This window comes from Pseudopedobacter saltans DSM 12145, assembly GCF_000190735.1.
GTDB classification, from domain to species: domain Bacteria; phylum Bacteroidota; class Bacteroidia; order Sphingobacteriales; family Sphingobacteriaceae; genus Pseudopedobacter; species Pseudopedobacter saltans.
In genome coordinates, this window is the sequence record NC_015177.1 from 4,312,930 (window position 1) to 4,333,253 (window position 20,324).

Sequence of the window (20,324 nt, forward strand, 5' to 3'; positions counted from 1 at the left end):
CTAACATAAATAGACTAAGAACTAAAGACGAAAAACTGAGAACTAACCATGCAAATAAAACATATTCAAAAGACAAAATAGCTGAATGAATAGATTAGAAAATTCTTTTTTATTGTAGGTTGAAACGTCATAGTCTTTGTATTAAGTATTTTGTAGATCAAATGAACAAGTTTAAGAAATTAATCCAATTGTTTTGTTTACTGTTTGTCGCCTTGTTTTACACAAGTTCTCACGCTCAAACAGCTAACTGGACAGAAATTTATCCCGGTGTATGGAAAGCTATTGTAGGAAAGCCAGAGTCATATGACTTGTTGAAAGCTGCTGGAGCCCAGCCTAATAAGGACGCGCTTTCTAAAACGGAAAAAGTGTCTTTCCCTTTTGCAAATGGAGGCGTCAGCTTAGAAGTAAGTGGAGGCAAAACCTATTTAAGATTTCCTTTACAGAAGGAGGAACAGCTTTATGGTTTCGGTTTGAACTTTCAAACTGTACATCAAAGAGGTAAAATATTAGAATTGCATGTGGACCATTACGGCGGTAAGGACAATGGAAGAACACATGCTCCAACACCTTTTTATGTTTCGTCAAATGGTTACGGAGTTTTTATAAACTCTGCAAGATATATTAAGGTTTGGGCAGGAACAGGTGTTAGAAAAGATAGTGAGAATTTTCCAACACCTAAAGATAGAAATACCGATAAAACATGGAGTTCTAGACCTTATTCGGATGCAGTAGAGATTTTGGTACCTGCTGAAGGGGTAGAAGTGTATGTTTTTGGTGGTCCGAAACCGATAGATGCAGTGAAAAGATACAACCTGTTAAACGGTGGCGGTTATTTGCCTCCACGTTGGGGTTTGGGATTCACTCAACGTGTAATGACCCGTTATACGGATAAAGATGTAGAGAAAGAGGTTAACGATTTTAAAGAAAAGGGATATCCATTGGATTTTGTTGGCCTGGAACCAGGTTGGCAGAGCAAAGCTTATCCAGGAACTTTTTCATGGGATAAAAGTAGATATCCAGATCCAACGTCTTTTGTGAAGAAAATGAAAGATCAGGGGATTCGTCTGAATTTATGGATCAATCCATATATTTCACCCGATGCGCCATTTTATAAGGAAATTAAACCATATACCGGTTCACATACAGTTTGGTTAGGTTTGGTTCCCGATTTTACGATGGCCGAAGCCAGAAAACCTTTCTTCAATCAACTATTAAAAGATCAGATAGAAAGAGGCGTTAGTGGCTATAAAATTGACGAAGTCGATGGCTATGATTATTATTTATGGCCAGATGCTGCAAAATTCCCGTCTGGTTTGAGCGCAGAGCAAATGAGGCAAACTTACGGCTTATTGGTTCAAAGATATAGTGCCGAGCTTTATAAACAACGAAATGAAAGGACTTTTGGTTTAGTAAGAGCATCTAATGGCGGAGGAACGTCGTTCCCTTATGTAATTTATAATGACTATTACAATCACCAGGATTTTATTACTGCTTTAATCAATAGTGGTTTTGCAGGTGTTTTATGGACTCCAGAAGTAAGAGCTTCAAAGAGTGGGGAAGAGTGGTTAAGAAGATTCCAATCCAATGTCTTTTCTCCAATGGCAATGATTAATGCCTGGGCTAGCGGAACAAAGCCGTGGTCTTATCCGGAAGTTGAGGCAGATGTGAAAAAGTTTGCTTTGTTGAGAATGCAGATGATGCCTTATTGGTATTCAGCTTTTGCGAGGTATCATTTCGAAGGTATGCCGCCTTTTAGAGGAATGGGATTGGAAGAAGGATTTAGACAAGATGCTAAGGTAGAAAAGTTAAACAAGGTGAATTTAGAAGAGAACCCTTACGCAGAGGCAGCTTCTAAAGAGATTAAGGATCAATATATGGCGGGGGACGATCTTTTAGTGGCTCCAATGTTTGCTGGTGAAAAATCTAGAAAAGTTGTTTTGCCAAAAGGTAAGTGGTATGATTTCTATACAGGAGAGTATGCTGGTGACGGAGAAGTATTAGATGTTACTCCAGGATTAGATAAAATTCCGGTTTATGTTAGAGATGGAGGAATTGTACCTATGATGCCTGCTTTATTAAACTCTCCAAAATCAAACCAGAAAGTGGATCTGGAAATTCGCTATTATGGCAATAAACCAGGAGAATTTAAATTGTATGATGATGATGGTGAAACATTCAATTATGAAAAAGGAGACTTTTCCTGGAGAACGATAAGGGTGGAAAAAGATAAAAGTGGCAAGGTAAAAGGATCTATATCGGCAGCTGTAAAGGGTAAAGTAAACACCGTTGGAAAAGTGACATTTACTGCCATGACTAAATAGAAATTAAATGATTACATAGAAAGGGTGAGCTGATTAATTGGCTCGCCCTTTTTTGTTTAACCGTAAGTAGGCAAACTGTAGAAAGTTTAAAAAAAATACACAATTGCAGACGGATTTTAATCTTTGAGAGTCAGCGTTTTGTGGTTGTTTCGTTAAGGAACTTGAAGAGGGATTCCCCGAATGCTTTCAGCTAGAGCTCGTGTCGTTCAGATAGAATACTTTTAGAGTTGAAACAAAGAACAAGCTTTATAAATTATGGAATGGAATTACAAACTCCGGTTTATTAAGCAATTTAGAGTGACGTTGTCGCTAAGCACTCCGGACGGATCGGCTGCATATTATGCTATCGTCTGGGTAGTTATCTTTTAGAAAGGACAAACGACCCGACTGCTTTCTACCTTATGGTACCAAAGTTCCACTTTCGTACCATAAGGATACTCAATAACAATACTCAACATATAAATAAAAGAAAGTTAAAATAGTGATTTTATAGAGCTTTACCTCTATGAACCCTCTACAAACCCTCTATTATCTCACTAATATGTCTCTGTAATAAATAAGGTGGTTCCGGCTTAAAGAGCCTCTTCTCTGCCGAGAATGTTTTTGCAAAGGAAGCGCTTTTTGTCTGAGTGAGGATCTTTCAGCAGGGATAATAACATACCCGATTGCCTTTTCTTTATCAGTGCTAAATGTTAGGTATTTCTCAGCTCACCCGAAAGCGTTTTGGGAATCGCCTTTCTTGTCTGTAGAGTTCCGAAGGGGCTCTACAGATCAAGCAATACATCGGAGTCTGAGACTCCGTTTCATTTATTAAATCCTTAGATCGCTGTACTAAACTCTAAGGATGCTTGGAGAACTTTCGAAAGGTAATGATCAAACAAAAATTTGTGGTAGCAATCCAACAATTTGTATAACCAGTACTAATAAGGTAAAATGACTTAATAAAAAGCTAATACAACAGAATTGGCACATTAGTATAAGCTCTATTTTAGCTACAGATATAAACCATTACTGCTTTTATAAACCGTACTATTTGATTGCAGGATGAAAATGTTTTGATTGGAAAGCTCAAATAAAATCTAAATAATAACAAAAACAACAACAAATTATGTTTAATTCATTACTTAAGCAAAGTAGATGGATGTTTTTTCTAATAGGATTAGTTCTAGCTCTCACCAGTGCTGCTAGAGCAGAAAGTCAAGCAGAGAAACCCAATTCTACAAGATTCTTCCAAGAAGGGAAAAAGGAGATTAGAGGAACAGTTTCCGATACTATCGGGCCCATGCCGGGAGTAGCGGTTTCTGTGAAGAATAATCCCAAAATTGGAACCACAACAGATCTTAATGGTAAATATGTTCTAGAGGTTCCGGATGGTTCTGTAATTGTCTTTTCTATGGTAGGTTATACTTCTAAAGAGGTCTCCACCAAAGGAAAGAGCGTGATCAATATGACCATGGAAGAGTCATCGCAAATGTTGGATGAAGCCGTAGTAGTTGCATTTGGAACTCAGAAGAAAGAATCTGTGATAGGGTCGATTACTACTATTAATCCGGCCGAACTTAAAGTTCCCTCCAGTAACCTTACAACTGCATTAGCAGGACGACTTTCCGGAGTGATAGCATATCAAAGATCTGGAGAACCAGGGATGGACAATGCAGAATTCTTTATTCGTGGAGCTACGACGTTTGGTTACAAAAAGGATCCTTTGATTTTAATTGATGGAATGGAGTATCAAGTTAAAGATATGGCTCAATTGACTTTAGATGATATTGAGAGCTTTTCCATTTTAAAAGACGCATCTGCAAATGCTCTATATGGAGCTAGAGGTGCTAATGGTGTTATTTTGATAACTACTAAACAAGGTAAAGAAGGTAAGCCAAAAGTAAATGTTCGTTATGAGAATTCTATTTCATCAGCTACAAGGAATATCGAACTGGCTGACCCAATTACTTATATGAAGTTGCATAACGAGTCCTATATTACACGGAAGCCTAATGAAGCAACACCTTATTCAAGAAGTAAAGTAGATAATACTATTGCAGGGGTAAATCCTACAGTTTTCCCAGCGGTTGACTGGCAAGAAGAATTATTGAAGAATTCTACAATGAACCAGCGTTTGAATCTAAACCTAAGTGGTGGTGGTAAGGTTGCTTCATATTATGTGTCAGGGGCTATCAATCAGGATAATGGTATTTTAAAAGTAGATAGCCGTAATAATTTTAATAATAATATTGATTTGAAGAAATACAATCTGCGTTCTAATATCGGATTGAATCTTACAAAAACAAGCTCCTTTAATATTCGTTTGAATGGAAATTTTGAAGACTATAATGGGCCATTAGACGGAGGTGAAGGTATTTATCGCAAGATTATGCGTTCTAGTCCTGTACAGTTTCTTCCGTATTATCCTTATGAACCTGGAGTTGGTGGAACCGAGAAGCATATTATGTTTGGTAATCTAGAATCAGGAAATTACTTGAATCCTTACGCTGATATGGTGAAAGGTTATAAAGAATCAGCTAGGGCATTAATGGTTGCGCAGTTAGAGTGGAAGCAGGATTTGCCTTTTGTGACTCAGGGACTGAATTTTAACATGATGGGGAATGTCAATCGTGAGTCTTTCTTTGATTTGAGAAGATCTTACAAGCCATTCTTTTATACCGCTGGAAGTTATGATAAACTTACGAATTCCTATCGATTAAATCCTTTAAATCCAGATACCGGGACCGATTATCTTGATTTTAATGAAGGAGATAAAACTGTTTCCTCAGTATTGTATATGCAGTCGGTGCTGAACTATAACCGCACTTTCGAAAAGAAGCATACTGTAGGTGGAACGCTTGTTTCCTTGTTGAGTTCTAAGCTTGATGGTAATGCCGGAGGCTTACAGGAGTCCTTGGCTGCCCGAAATCTAGGAGTATCAGGAAGAGCAACCTATGGTTATGATAATCGATATTTTGCAGAGTTTAATTTCGGATATAATGGTTCTGAAAGATTTTATAAAACAGAGCGTTGGGGTTTCTTTCCTTCAGCAGGTTTAGCGTGGCAAATTTCAAACGAAAAGTTTTTTGAGCCTTACAGAGCAACTGTTTCTAAACTTAAAGTTAGAGGTAATTATGGTTTGGTTGGAAACGATGCCATTGGCGATAAAGATGAAAGATTTTTTTATCTGTCTGAAGTAAACATGAGTAATGGAGGTATGGGAGCTAGTTTTGGTTCTAGGGGTGGATATTCAAGACCAGGTATTTCTATTAGTCGTTATGCAAATCCTAATGTTACTTGGGAAACTGCCAAGAACTCAACATTTGGTTTAGAGCTGGGTTTATGGAGCAAACTCGATATTATTGCAGAGTATTTTACTGAACATAGATCAAATATTCTTATGGACAGAGCTTCAATCCCTAAAACAATGGGTTTACAGGGGAATTTGCCAAAAGCAAATGTTGGCGAAGCTAAATCTAAATCTTATGAGCTGCAATTAGATTACAACAACGCAGTTAGTAAGAATTTATACATAGGAGTTAGAGGAAATTTTACTTATGCTCGTAATAAATATCAAGCCTACGAAGAGCAAGTAAAAGATTATCCATGGGAGTATAAAGTGGGGCATTCTACTTCTCAAACATGGGGATATATAGCTGAGCGTTTATTTGTTGACGATGAAGAGGTTAGGAACTCTCCAATTCAGAATTTTTCAAATACGATGGGGGGAGATATCAAATACAAAGATATAAATGGCGATGGTATTATCAATGATTTTGATAAGGTGCCACTTGGATATCCTACCCGTCCGGAAATTATCTATGGATTTGGTTTTTCAATCAGCTATAAAGGTTTTGATGCCAATGCATTCTTTCAGGGGTCTGCCCGTTCGTCCTTTTGGATAGATGCGAGTGCTACAGCACCATTTGTGGAATACAGGAAAAATAGTAGTGAATTAGCGGGTTATAAACTTCAAAATCAATTGTTAAAAGCTTATGCAGATAATCACTGGTCTGAACAAAACAGAGATTTATACGCTTTATGGCCACGTTTAAGTCCTACGCTTTCCGAAAATGCAAATAATCTACAAACCAGTACTTGGTTTATGCGTAATGGGTCTTTTCTAAGAATAAAGCAAATTGAATTAGGTTATACTTTTCCACAAAAATTATCCCAGCGAGCTAAGTTAAGCAATCTCAGATTGTATGCGACAGGAAGCAATATATTTACCTTTAGCAAATTTAAGCTTTGGGATATTGAGATGGGAGGAAATGGCTTGGGATATCCTGTACAAAGAGTAATTAATTTTGGTTTACAGGTAGGAATATAAACGAGATTATAATGAAAAAGATTAAATTATTAATATTAATAGCAGTTACAGGTTTACTTGGCTCTTGTAATAAGTTTTTGGATGTAGTTCCCGACAATATTGCTACAATTGAATATGCTTTTAATTTACGAGCATCTGCAGAAAAATTCCTTTTTACTTGCTATTCTTATATGCCGGCTAATGGGCATTTTAACACTAATCCCGGTTTCACAGCCGCTGATGAAATATGGTATGCTAATCCACCTATGGATGTAAGCACAAACTTTTACAATATAGCTTTAGGACTACAAAATGTTTCCAGTCCTTATGGGAATTTTTGGAGCGGTTCTCGCGGCGGTAAACCTCTTTTTCAGGGAATCCGCGATTGCAACATCTTCATTGAAAATATCGATAAAGTAACGGAAATGGATGGATGGGAAAAAGGTCGATGGAAAGCGGAAGCGAAATTTTTAAAAGCATATTACCATTTTTATTTAATGCGTATGTATGGACCTATCCCTATTATTAAAGAAAATTTGCCAATTTCTGCTTCTCCAGAAGAAGTGAAGGTTTATAGGGAACCAGTTGATGATGTGGTAGCGTATATCGTTCAATTATTGGACGAAGTGTATGAGGATCCTAATTTGCCAGAGACACTTGGCGGGGCGGAACAATCGGAATTAGGTAGAATAACTAAACCTATAGTTTTAGCATTGAAAGCAAAGGTATTAGTTACCGCCGCAAGCCCATTGTTTAACGGTAATCCGGAATACGCTGGCTTAAAAGATAAAAGGGGAGTAAATTTATTTAATCCTGTTTATGATCAAAAAAAATGGGAAGTAGCAGCAGAAGCTTGTAAAACAGCTATTGATTATTGTCATTCATTTGGGTATGCACTTAATGAAACTAAAGGATTGGCAACCTATGTGATCAACGATACTATTGGAACACAATTGAAATTGCGTACCGCATTTACCAGCGAAGGAAATACTGAAGTTATTTGGGCAAATACCAACAGTATGGCAGATGTGAATATGCAGCGCTGGTCTATGGGAATTATAAAAACAGGAGCAACAAGTGGCAGCGGGCCAAAAGGTTTACTTGCTCCTACTTTAAAAATGGCAGAGACATTTTACACAAGAAATGGTTTGCCAATTACAGAAGATAAAAGCTGGGATTATGACGATCGTTATGGATTGAGGGTGTCAAAGGAGGCAGATCGTTACTATGTTGAATTGGATTCCAATACGGTTAAATTACATTTCGACAGAGAACCTCGCTTTTATGCCAGTTTGGGTTTTGATCGTGGAATTTGGTTTGGAAATTGGGTAGATAATTACAATGTAACTAAGCCTTTAGGTTTTATAAGAGGAAGAAGCTCTGAAATTTCTGCAAGACAGGGTATAAGTAATTATTCGATTACAGGTTACTGGATTAAAAAGTTAGTTAATTTAGAAACAGCAGTTGCTGCAGATGGGAATATCACCAACAATATTGTGAAGTATCCATGGCCTGAGATACGTTTATCTGATTTATATCTTTTATGTGCCGAAGCCTTGAATGAAGTCAATGGATATACGTCGGAAACGGTAGGGTATCTTAACGCGGTAAGGGTAAGAGCAGGTATTCCAACGGTAGAAGATTCTTGGGATGGACCCTTTTCTAAACAAATTGGATACTATAGATCAAAAGAAAACCTGAGAAAAATTATCCACCAAGAGAGAAGTGTAGAATTGGCATTTGAAGGACAACGTTTCTGGGATTTAAAAAGATGGAAAGAAGCACATAGAGAGCTAAATCAGCCTATACGAGGTTGGGATATTACTCAAAAAAGTGCAAATTCCTATTATAGGCCAGTATTATTGTTTAATCAGCATTTTACCATGAAAGAGTATTTGTGGCCGATTGAGACAAAAGAAATGCAGACAAATAGAAATTTGGTTCAAAATGTTGGATGGTAATAACATTTTAAAACAGAATAAGATGAAAAGAAATATAATTATACTTTTGGTTCTTTTTACAGGTTTGTTATCCCTGCAATCCTGTAAAGAGGAGTTCATGAAGCCTATTTATGGCAAAACAGGTGCTCCTGCCTCTATTAAGAATGCCATTGTGGAAAATGTTCCAGGTGGGGCAGTTATAAGTTATACTTTACCTGATGATGTCAACTTGTTGTACGTCAAGGCGGTGTATGAGCGTAAAGGGAAAATGGTTGAATCAAAATCATCATTTTATAAAAGAGATGTTGTAGTTGAAGGTTTGGGCGATACAAATCCAAGGGAAGTGAAGCTATATGCTGTAAGCAGGTCAGAAGAAGCTTCAGAACCGGTATCCGTTACCATTAATCCTTTAGCTCCACCAATTTACGATGTATTGGAATCTTTGGATATTAAGGAGTCTTTCGGGGGGATGAATATTAAATTTGAAAACAAAACGTCTACAGGCGAAAGGCCATATAATATAATAATAGGCATTGTTGCTTGGGACGAAACTTTGAGTGAATGGAAAGATGTAGATGCCCATTACACTGCTTTACCAGAAGGAGGATTTTCTGTAAGAGGGCTTGAGGCAGTGGAAAGAAAGTTTGGTTTTTTTGTTAAGGACACCTGGGATAATATCACAGATACGCTTGCTATGAACCTTACGCCAGTATATGAAGAGCAATTGGGTGCACCAACATATATGAGACAAAAATTCCCAGTACCTCAGATAAGACCACTTCCTGTAGACGGATCGCCGGTAGCGGAACCTGGAAATCTTAGCTCATGGCCTTTTACAGCTTTATTTGACAATACAATAGGGAATAATGGTTTCCATTCTAATGAAAAGAATCCTCTTCCTGCATGGTTCGCTATGGATTTTGGTCAAAAAGTACGTTTAAGTCGTTATAAGCTTTGGCAAAGGATGCATGACGATAACTCAACTTACTTTTATAGTCATGGAAATCCACACGAATGGGAGATTTGGGCAACTAACACGCCTTCTGATGTGAATAGCTGGGTGATGATAGATCACCGAATTATGCAAAAGCCGTCAGGTCTTCCTATAGGGCAAGTTACCAATGATGATGTGGAAATTGCGAGAGCTGGACACGAGTATGAACTACCTCTTGAAACAGAAGCATACAGATATATCGCATGGAAACATATTGATAACTGGGCATCTATTAACGGAGCGCTAGGTTTCCTACATATGTCAGAATTGAGATTTTGGGGCCAGAAAGTTAAATAAATGCTAATAATAAATATTTAGTTATGAATATAAAAAATTATTTAAAAAATCTCATCGCATTAATGGTGGTTGGAGTCCTCTTCGGATCTTGCCAAAAAATGGATGGAATTTATGAGGATTTTCTAGAAGGAGGCGAAATCGTTTATAATGGAAAAGCCGAAGGATTGGTCGCACATCCTGGGATTAATCGTATGGAGCTGAAATGGTATATTATCTCAGATCCAAAAATAGTGAAAGCCAAGGTGTTTTGGATAAATCCAGTTCACATAGAAGGCGAACCAACCCTGCCAAATCAACGTGCCGCGGGTAAGGATTCTGTTACAATAGATATTGTACGTGGCGCTACAACTGACTCAGTTATTACTCTTATAGATAGATTGAAAGAAGGTGTCTACACTTTTTCAGTAGTTATGTACGATAAAAATGGGCATTCATCTATATCTTCCCAAATTATTGCAGAAGTTTACGGTTCTGTTTTTCAGGGAACAATAAGTAACAGACCCTTAGATGTACCTCTCTTAGATACTATTAACAAGAAAAGTAATCTTTATATCCCTTGGTATGGTATATCTCAGCAAGCGGTTAAAATCGATCTTCAATATATTGATGTATCGGGTATAGCGAGAACTAAAAGGATAACAAAGGTTAGTAATCCTATTGATCCGAGAAGGCCAATGATTTGGCAGGATAGAGATACAGTTTTTAATTATAAAGAAGGTACAGGTTTTAGTTATAGAACAGCATATTTGCCAGAACCAAATGCTATTGACACGTTTTACACGGAATATACGTCAATTTCAAAAAGTGCAATAGGATACTATAAATTGCCTCCACCACCGCCATTGGAGGAGAATCTTGCTCTAGGTAGGCCAGTAACTGTTAGCAGTTCCAGCGGTTCTGCTATTACAGATGGAGATCGGAAAGGAGATCCTTCACCTAAATGGCAACCTAGTAGTAGCGAAAGGGCTGACTTAAATGTTTGGTTTTATGTGGATCTAGGTTCTGCTAAAACTTTCAATACGGCAGGTCTATATATCCCTAAAGCAGCGGGTAACATTCCTTTCTTTGAAATAATGGTTACATCAGAAAGTAGTATAACATCAAGTACAAAATGGACAAGGGTTTATAGTCAGTTTACGAAACCTAATGCTGAGAATGAAATTACTTTCAATTCTACAACTGCGAGGTTTGTAAAAGTTAGTTTGAATTTGGATAAAGAAAGCACCAATATCAACGTTTCCGAGTTTGAGTTATATAACAGACCATAAGTAAAATAATACTAAAGTTTTGAGTCAACAACGGAAGATAGCTTCTGTATTGTTGACTCAAACTATTTATAATGAGTAAGGAATTCGACTATGAATATTAAAAAGTATCTTTCAGGAAGTCTTTTAATAATAACTTTTTTGATTCCAATTATCGTTTTTTCAGCATGTAAAAAAAATACTTCTGCTAAAGAAGAGCCAGTAATAAAATACGCTGAAAAAATTGAAATAAGAGTCAGTAATGAAATGCCAAGAATAGGGGAGTCTGTGAGTTTTATTCCCATTTACTCCGATAAGGCCGATCGAATTGTATGGAGTGTTGACAATATCAACGTTCCAGCAAATACTGAAGGAGCAATTGAATACGTATTTAAAGACGAAAAAGAACATGTTTTTAAGGTTACTTGTAGTGCGGGGAGTAATACCTTTTCATCTACCAAAAAAATCAAGGCATCTTTAGATAACGTTTTGGTGAATAAAGATTTAATACCTGCCGGGGGGAATTTAATATTTTGTTCGAATTGGGAAAGCTTTGCCAGTGCTGTAGCTGTAGCGAAAGCCGGTGATGTTATTCAATTAAAAAATGGGACATATACTGGAAGTCTCACGATAGCTAATAGTGGGGCAGAAGCGAAACCAATAGTTATAGTGCCTGAAACTCGAGGTGGAGTAATTTTGCAAGGAGACAGCAAATGGAATATTAATGGAAAATATATTACAGTTGATGGGTTTTATTTTTCAAAAGGAACCAGCACCCATCCAATTTCATTTGGTCAATCTTCCAGTTTTTGCAGATTTATAAATAGTGCTATCGTTGGCTGGAATCTTGGAGGGGGAGATACTCGACTTGTTACTATACGTGGTACGAAGAATGAAGTAGGTAACTGTGTTTTAAGACAGAAAAATACTGCGGGTATGATGTTGGAAGTGGTAAGAGAGACCTCAGCGCGGAATGATCATCTTATTCATCATGTGTATTTTGGCTATTTTAAAGACCCAGGCTCAGGGAATGGATTCGAGACCGTTAGAATCAGTACGAGCGGGCAATCGCTTTCTTCAAGTTATACAACTTTAGAGAACTGTGTCTTTGAACGTTGTGACGGTGAGGCGGAAATTGTGTCAAGTAAATGCGGACATAATACCTACCGTAATAATACTTTCTTGAATTCGGATGGTGCACTTACGCTGAGACATGGGCATGATTGTCTGGTTGAAGGTAATTTCTTTATCAATACCAAAGGGACACCAAGCAGTAGATGCAATGGAATTAGGGTAATTGGAGAAAGGCATACTGTAAGAAATAATTATTTCTATAATTTGCCATCCGGAGCTCAGGCGATCCAGGTAGAATACGGTAATGAAGTTCCACATGATCTTAATCAATACGACCAGGTAAAGGACGCTCTTATAGAGTATAATACGGTATATAACTGCGACAAAGGCATAAGATTGGGCGCTAGTAGAAACACCGGACAAACTCCACCCAAAACATTGCCTCCTGGAGGGGTTTTTAAGAATAATTTAATAGTTAGCTCTGCGGGTAGCGGAAATTCTATGGAAATAGAAGGTGAAATAATAACTGGAAATCTTTTTAGTTATACTGATAACGTTGTGGCCGGTAAAAATAAGATCGTTCCTGCAATCCTTCCGTCAGGCCTTCAATATATCACAAGTGTTGCTATGAAAGCAGATGGGACGGGTATTTACAGACCAACAGATTCGAATATAAAAAGTGGCGTACAGCAAACAGCAAACTTTAAGCCGTTGAATATAGTCGACATTGTACCCGAATGGGTAAAATTGAAGATAGATAGTGGAGATCGTGAGTTTTCGGGCGAACCATGGTAGGCAATATTTGAGAATAGTAGGCTTATACCGTTTAATTTTTCTTCCAAAATCCGTATTATCTTAAACCCCGATTAAAATAACGGGGTTTCTTTTATTTTAAAATCTGAAAATCAATTTAGTTCGTATGTTATCCAAATTTAACAAAAGCAGATTTCTTACTTTAGTTTTAGTCGGAGGTATTTGGGGTATTCTCTGTAATCCAGCGAAGGCCATAAGCAGTTTTTCTGGTGAATTAGGCCCTAGTGTCAGGTATTTAAAAGATAAGGAGTTAATAGTCAATAAAGGATCTACTTATTCCTATTCCGTAGATACTCCGGAAGGACAAGGACTAATTTCAACTATTCCCAGCGTAAAGCAATTGTCTGAACAATTAAGGCAGGGAATTAAGCCTACAGAAAGTATTGCAATCTTTAAAGCAGGACAGCAAAAATCTGAACAGGATTTGGTAGAAGAAGGAGATGTGGTGCATTTCTCGAACGGTAAAAAGCTAGTAGTTAGATTAGAGAGTGGAGCGTTAAACGGAAAGCTAACCATAGTAAATCCTCAAATTACGCAATCCGAAAAGCAAGAGATTGTTTTAAATTTTAAAGCCGGCCAACGAAGTCCTAATGCAAGTTTCGAATTGATTATACCTAAAGAAATACCAGTAAAAGTTGAGGATATCTACGTTAATATTATTGGCAGGGGAGAAGTACAATTGGCAAATTTAGATAAACAGTCTATTGGTCGTGTAGGAACAAATTATTCATATAGTAAAGTAGGAATTTCTGAAGTAGCAACGCGAGGAGATGGCTCTAAGCTGATAAGATTAGATGCTTTGGATTTAAGACCGGATAATGGGATAGATGTACAATTGAAATTTAAAAATGTTACTGCTACCAAAATTGGAAATTACATTTTCAAATCAAGGTATTTTATTACAGAACCAGAAAAGCTTGCTAGTTCTGGAGAAGGTTCGGAAACAGCAACAATACAAGTTGTAAATACTATAGCTGATTTTCGGAAAGTTATAGACAATACTCCATTCAGCCAGCAGAATAGCAAAACACTACAACTAGATTGGACCTCGTCACAAAAAGGGCTTCGGGTTTATCAATCATTAGACAAAGGAAAGACCTGGAGTGTATCTAAAACAACCGAAGCTAATGGAAAAACTAAAGTTCTGGACTTAATTGAGGGAAAGCCATATCAGTTTCAGTTATTTAATGCAGCAAAGAAGCCTGTTTCTAAAATAATATCGCATTTCGCTGGAAAACAAGATGTGAAAATCTTTGGTGTAAAAGGTGACGGTATTGCAGATGATACAGATAAAATAAATGAAGTTATCGCTAAAGTTAGTAAGAATGGCGGTGGGATTTTACTTTTCGATAAGGGAACTTTTTTGGTTAGAACGGTACAGCTTAAAAGTAATGTTTGGTTGTATGTAGCAAAGGGGGCCACTATCAAAGCTATAAAAGGGGCCGATTCTCCGGAACTAACCTGGTTTAGCGACAGAAAATACAGGTCAGGCTTGTCACCTACGGATAAAGGACCATACGAAAATCCTGAAAATTGGCTAACAAAGCAGGACGTAGGGCATACTTATTTTAAAAATGCGATGTTTTTTGCGGAAAGAGAAGATAACATTAAAATCATTGGAAACGGGCGAATTACTGGAGATGGAAATCTAGTGACCAGTGATAAAGTGATGAACAATGATGCAAATAACCGGGCTGATAAAATGTTTGCTTTAAAGCTTTGTACAAACATAGAAATTGGCGGAATAGAACGCAAAGAAGATTTGTGGTATGACGAGGGTAAAGATCAACCATATTATATACAAGCAAACGGAGCGAAAGATTTCGATGTAGAAAATATGTTGGATATTGATCGAGGCGGACATTTCGTGTTATTGGCTACCGGAACAGATCATATTTTTGTACATAATACCTATTTTGGAAAATACAATACATCTAACGTACGTGATATTTACGATTTTATGGCTTGTAACGATGTTACGGCTACAAATATTTATTGTAAGGTAAGCTCTGATGATATTGTAAAACCAGGTTCTGACTGTTCTTTAGGATTTACCAGGTCTGCAAAGAAATTTAGAGTAAGAAATATAATTGGAGATACAAACTGTAACTTGTTCCAAATCGGTTCTGAAACTGCAGATGATATAATGGATGCATGTGTAGATAATATTTTTGTATTAGGGGCAAATAAGGCTGGTTTTTCAATTTCTACTAACGATGGCGCTCATATAAAAGATATTCACTTGAATTGCGGTCATACAGGAATCTTACACTCTCGTTCACAAATGAGAAGAACAACTACCCCTTTCTTCATCTCCATATCAAACAGGGCAAGAATATTAGGTGCAACTGTAAGTAGACATAAGTTTGAGGAAAATGGAGTGAAGCATGACGAGCTGCTCGTAAATAATGTGAATATAGGGAAGGTAGAAAATATCATTTTAAATGGTGTGGATATTACTGAGGTTTATGGAGGAAGTTCTTTTGGAAATGCAACGGTAAGATGGAAAGCCTATGACGGAAAGCAAAGAAAAGCAACAGCAATAGTAGCAGGATATGCTTTGCCAGATAATTCTACCGTAGAGGGTGGTTTAGGCTTTAAACTTCCTAATGGTGAGCATACTGGTTATATCCAGAATATTAGTTTTAATGATGTTCATATTTTATACAAAGGAGGGAATCCTGCGTCGGATAGAGAGAGAATACCACAAGAGCTTGGAGTTGGGCAATACAATGTGTCTAATTTAGGAGTGCAACCATCTTATGGGCTGTGGGCTCGTCATGCAAAAAATGTCGAGATCAAAAATAGCTCTTTCAATTTTGAAGCTAATGACGATAGATATGTCTTGTTTTTTGACGATGTAAAAGGAGCTAAAATAACGGATGTTGAAATGATGAAAGGGAAGGACAGTAAAGAGTTAATTGGTGAAAAAGATTCGGATAATATTAGCGTAAAAAATGCGGTATATTATAGTGAGAGATGGAAAGGAACCCCGTATAAATTGGATAAAGACGGAAGACCGTAGTCCGAAGTCGATGAGAAGTAAGGTAATTGTCTAAGGGTACGTACTGGTGCTAGCCTACCCTGTCCTTAGTCTTGTGTGAAAGGAAAAGAAAGAGGAGACTACGGATTGTTAAATAGCAAAGAGTCTCCGACTCGTTATCAGCTTAAAACTACTGTACCCAATGTGGTTAAGAAATATGAATAAGACAAAGGAGTTTTAAACTCCTGTTTATTTGAAAATCCGTAGAGACGCTATGCTTAACTCTACGGACAGCTATGGGGAGATGATTGTCTAAAAGATTATATATTACTGGTGCCAGAAAGTCCTATCCTGTCCTTAGTCTTGTGTGAAAGGAAAGGAAAGAGGGGACTACGGATTGTTAAATAGCAAAGAGTCTCCGACTCGTTATCAGCTTAAAACTACTGTACCCAATGTGGTTAAGAAATATGAATAAGACAAAGGAGTTTCAAACTCCTGTTTATTTGAAAATCCGTAGAGACGCTATGCTTAACTCTACGGACAGCTATGGGGAGATGATTGTCTAAAAGATTATATATTACTGGTGCCAGAAAGTCCTATCCTGTCCGTAGTCTTGTGTGAAAGGAAAGGAAAGAGGAGACTACGGATTGTTAAATAGCAAAGCGGCTGTCTAAAAAGCCAAACATCATCGTCATTGCGAGGTAACGAAGCAATCTAATGATGTCAAAAACGCAGATTGCTTCGTCATACTTCCTCGCAATGACGTGTTTTTTAGTATTCGATAACCTTTTTGGACAGCCTCGTTATCAGTTTAAAACTACTGTACCCAATGTGGTTAAGCAATATGAATAAGACAAAGGAGTTTTAAACTCCTGTTTATTTGAAAATCCGTAGAGACGCTATGCTTAACTCTACGGACAGCTATGGGGATAAAGACGGAAGACCGTAGTCCGAAGTCGATGAGAAGTAAGGTAATTGTCTAAGGGTACGTACTGGTGCCAGAAAGTCCTATCCTGTCCGTAGTCTTGTGTGAAAGGAAAGAGGAGGCTACGGATTGTTAAATAGCAAAGGGTCTCCGACTCGTTATCAGCTTAAAACTACTGTACCCAATGTGGTTAAGAAATATGAATAAGACAAAGGAGTTTCAAACTCCTGTTTATTTGAAAATCCGTAGAGACGCTATGCTTAACTCTACGGACAGCTATGGTTTTTTCCCTGTTGAGGAATATATTTAGTTTGTGCTGGAAAGAGAAAAATGCTTATAAAGCATAATGAATTGCAAAAATAACTAAGTCTTTTATGAATAAAAATCACCTCCTTGCATAAAGTAAGATGTTTAATTTATTTGATATAGGAGTGAAAAGAGTTTTAAGTTTTTTTGTATTGATAATCTTTGGTTTGCATTCTTTTGGACAAACGGACAAAAGTAAAGGCGATCGCATGCACTGGTGGCGGGAAGCAAGGTTCGGGATGTTTATTCATTGGGGTGTTTATGCTGTCCCTGCTGGAAACTATAATGGACATCAGATAAAAGGGATTGGTGAATGGATTATGAATTTTGCTAAAATTCCGGTAAAGGATTATAAAGAATATGCAAAAGGTTTTAATCCGGTAAAATATGATGCAGATGCTTGGGTGAAGTTGGCAAAGGATGCTGGGATGAAATATATCATCATCACAGCAAAACATCATGACGGATTTGCTTTGTTTGACTCAAAAGTAACCGACTGGGATATTGTTGATGCTACGCCATACAAAAAAGATTTGATCGCGCCGTTAGCAGAGGCTTGCAGGAAATATGGCGTAAAATTAGGATTATATTATTCCCAAAATCAGGATTGGGTTCACCCTGGTGGAGCGGCTTATTGGAGAGCTGCTAATCGAGGTTACGATAAAATGCCTAATGCTGCAAAAATGGATGAGTTTACCAAAGCTAATGATGGACACTGGGATTCTCTTCAACTGAGTAAAACTTTCAATGAGTATGTTGACGGGATAGCGATACCTCAAATCAAAGAGATACTAACTAAATACGGAGATATTGCTGTTTTATGGTGGGATACACCCAGAGGGATGGATGCCGTTACAGCTGGAAAAATGAACGATTTGTTAAAGCTTCAGCCTAATATCATTACAAATAATAGGTTGATGGAGGGAGCATTTCAGGGAGATACCAAGACTCCTGAACAGAGGATCCCTACATTGAAAGAACTGGATGGAACAGATTGGGAAACCTGTATGACCATGAATGATACCTGGGGATACAAAAGCTTCGATCAGAATTGGAAATCGACAGAAACTTTAATTAGAAATCTGGTTGACATAGCTTCTAAAGGCGGAAATTACTTGTTGAATATTGGTCCTAAGGCAGACGGTGAGATTCCGTTAGAAAGTATAAATCGCTTAAAAGAAATTGGAGATTGGATGAAGATTAATAGTCAGGCGATTTATGCTACTCATGCGGGACCCTTTCAATCTCTTTCATGGGGTAGGTCCACTATGAAAAATACAGATAATCAAACCATACTTTACCTTACAGTTTTCGATTGGCCGTCAAATGGAGAGTTGACTATCCCAACTATTAAAAATAAAATTAAGTCGGTCGAATTGTTAGGCGCATCGAAGACCAAATTGGAAATCAATCAATCAACTATAAAAAATTTACCACAACAACCGATAAATAAGATCGCTACTGTAATAAAACTTACAATAGAGGGCAAAATAGCAGTAAATAATTTCACTGCGACCGAAGAGATGAATGTTGGCGAAATGGCTAAATAATAAAATAAAAGAAATGAACATTAAGAAAAGCAGTGTACTTACACTTGGAATTATTTTGGCAAATTTATTTGCTTTTGCAGGAAACTATAATATTAAAGATTTCGGAGCAGTTGGCGATGGAATAACACTTAATACGCTATTTATACAAAAGGCCATCGATAAATGTAACAATGATGGTGGCGGTAAGGTTATATTTCCTGCAGGGAGATTTCTTTCAGGTACGGTAGAGTTAAAAGATAATGTAACGCTGCATTTCGAAAAAAATGCGGAGCTTGTAGGTAGTACAGACTTAAAAGATTATAGAAATCTGGACCCTTTCACCGAAGGTTTAGGTATTGATGTGGGATGGGCATTGCTTGTTGCAGTGGATGCAAAAAATATTGGTCTTGAAGGTGAAGGTGTTATCGATGGACAAGGTACTGCGCTAAAAGAAAAACATATTCTGACAGACACAAGGCCAGAAGGCAAGCGTTGGGGCTTAAGACCATTCTTATTACGTATTGTTCGTTGTACTAATGTTAATGTGAAGGATGTTACATTAAAATATGCAGGAGCTTGGACCTCTCATTATTTTCAAAGTAGAAAAATCAATATTGAAAATGTGACCATTAGAAGTATAGGCGTTGCACATAATGATGGGATTGGTATTGACGGTTGTCAAGAAGTACGTATAAAAGGTTGCGATGTGGTTAGTGGAGATGATGCCTTAGTTTTTAAAACGACTTCCAGTAAAATGGGCTGTAAGGATATTGTTGTTTCTGATATGAAGCTAAAAAGTAACCAGGGAGCTATCAAATTTGGAACAGAATCTATGGCTCCATTTGAGAATATTAAAATTTCAAATTGTTATATCTATGATACTAAAAATGGCGGTATAAAATTACTGACTGTAGATGGTGCTCATATCAGGAATGTAGAAATTTCGGATATTGTTATGAAAAATGTAAAAACGCCGATGCTATTTAGACTGGGATCTAGATTGAGCGTTTTTAGAAAAGGACAAGATACGCAACAGACTACAGGAACTTTTGAGAATGTAGTAATTAAAAATGTTAAAGCTGATGCTGCAGCAGATGCACAATTGACACCGGCTTCCGGTATCTTAATTACTGGTGTACCCGGACATTATATTACCAATTTAACATTGGAGAATATCGAGATTAATTTAGACGGTAAAGGAACAAAAGAAAATGCAAGACATGAGGTTCCGGAAGCCATTAATCAATATCCAGAGGTTAAAACTTTTGGTCCAACTATCCCAGCCTATGGCGTATGGGCTAGACACGCAAGAGGATTGGTGTTGAAAAATATCAAATTTAATTTAGCAAATAATGATGTTAGACCAGCGCTAATTTGTGATGACTGTGAGAATGTTATTGCAACAGATTGGTCTCTGACAAAAACTGAAGGTTCAGAATCTGTAGTAAGATTGAATGATGTGAAAGGTGCTAACATCAGTAATTTTAAAGTAAACGGAGCTACCGCCGAAGCTTTTATCAGAACAGAAGGAAATACCGCAAATGTTGTTTCTAAAAACAATCAGATTAAAGGAATAAAAAAAGAATTAGTTAAGGCCACGAAATAGT

At 37.3% G+C, this 20,324-nt stretch carries 9 protein-coding genes; all 9 read left to right on the forward strand.

The genetic code is table 11. The features are described from left to right. Positions 1 to 161 precede the first annotated feature (161 nt). The 9 genes from PEDSA_RS18160 to PEDSA_RS18200 all read left to right on the forward strand — a co-directional run bounded on the left by PEDSA_RS18160 (position 162) and on the right by PEDSA_RS18200 (position 20,323). Entirely contained in the window at positions 162 to 2,321 is a 2,160-nt protein-coding gene (locus PEDSA_RS18160; protein WP_013634629.1) for a glycoside hydrolase family 31 protein, read from the forward strand. A gap of 1,108 nt (positions 2,322 to 3,429) precedes the next feature. Then, complete coding sequence (locus PEDSA_RS18165) at positions 3,430 to 6,633, forward strand: SusC/RagA family TonB-linked outer membrane protein (RefSeq protein ID WP_013634630.1); 3,204 nt, start codon at positions 3,430 to 3,432, stop codon at positions 6,631 to 6,633. Between the two features lie 11 nt (positions 6,634 to 6,644). Further along, positions 6,645 to 8,573: a RagB/SusD family nutrient uptake outer membrane protein gene (locus tag PEDSA_RS18170; protein WP_013634631.1), complete on the forward strand. Its 1,929-nt coding sequence runs from the start codon at positions 6,645 to 6,647 to the stop codon at positions 8,571 to 8,573. 22 nt (positions 8,574 to 8,595) lie between these two features. After that, entirely contained in the window at positions 8,596 to 9,843 is a 1,248-nt protein-coding gene (locus PEDSA_RS18175; RefSeq protein WP_041537556.1) for a DUF4959 domain-containing protein, read from the forward strand. A 23-nt stretch (positions 9,844 to 9,866) separates the two neighbouring features. Beyond that, positions 9,867 to 11,111, forward strand: coding sequence for a DUF4998 domain-containing protein (locus tag PEDSA_RS18180; RefSeq protein ID WP_013634633.1), 1,245 nt, complete (start codon positions 9,867 to 9,869; stop codon positions 11,109 to 11,111). Positions 11,112 to 11,201: 90 nt separating this feature from the next. Then, the gene (locus PEDSA_RS19730; protein ID WP_013634634.1) at positions 11,202 to 12,956 is read left to right on the forward strand and encodes a polysaccharide lyase 6 family protein; all 1,755 of its coding nucleotides are present in this window, start codon (positions 11,202 to 11,204) and stop codon (positions 12,954 to 12,956) included. 124 nt (positions 12,957 to 13,080) lie between these two features. Then, positions 13,081 to 15,999, forward strand: a complete 2,919-nt coding sequence (locus PEDSA_RS18190; RefSeq protein WP_013634635.1) for a glycosyl hydrolase family 28-related protein — start codon at positions 13,081 to 13,083, stop codon at positions 15,997 to 15,999. 1,290 nt (positions 16,000 to 17,289) lie between these two features. Then, the gene (locus PEDSA_RS18195; protein WP_013634637.1) at positions 17,290 to 18,738 is read left to right on the forward strand and encodes an alpha-L-fucosidase; all 1,449 of its coding nucleotides are present in this window, start codon (positions 17,290 to 17,292) and stop codon (positions 18,736 to 18,738) included. A gap of 13 nt (positions 18,739 to 18,751) precedes the next feature. Next, positions 18,752 to 20,323: a glycoside hydrolase family 28 protein gene (locus PEDSA_RS18200; protein ID WP_013634638.1), complete on the forward strand. Its 1,572-nt coding sequence runs from the start codon at positions 18,752 to 18,754 to the stop codon at positions 20,321 to 20,323. Position 20,324 lies beyond the last annotated feature (1 nt).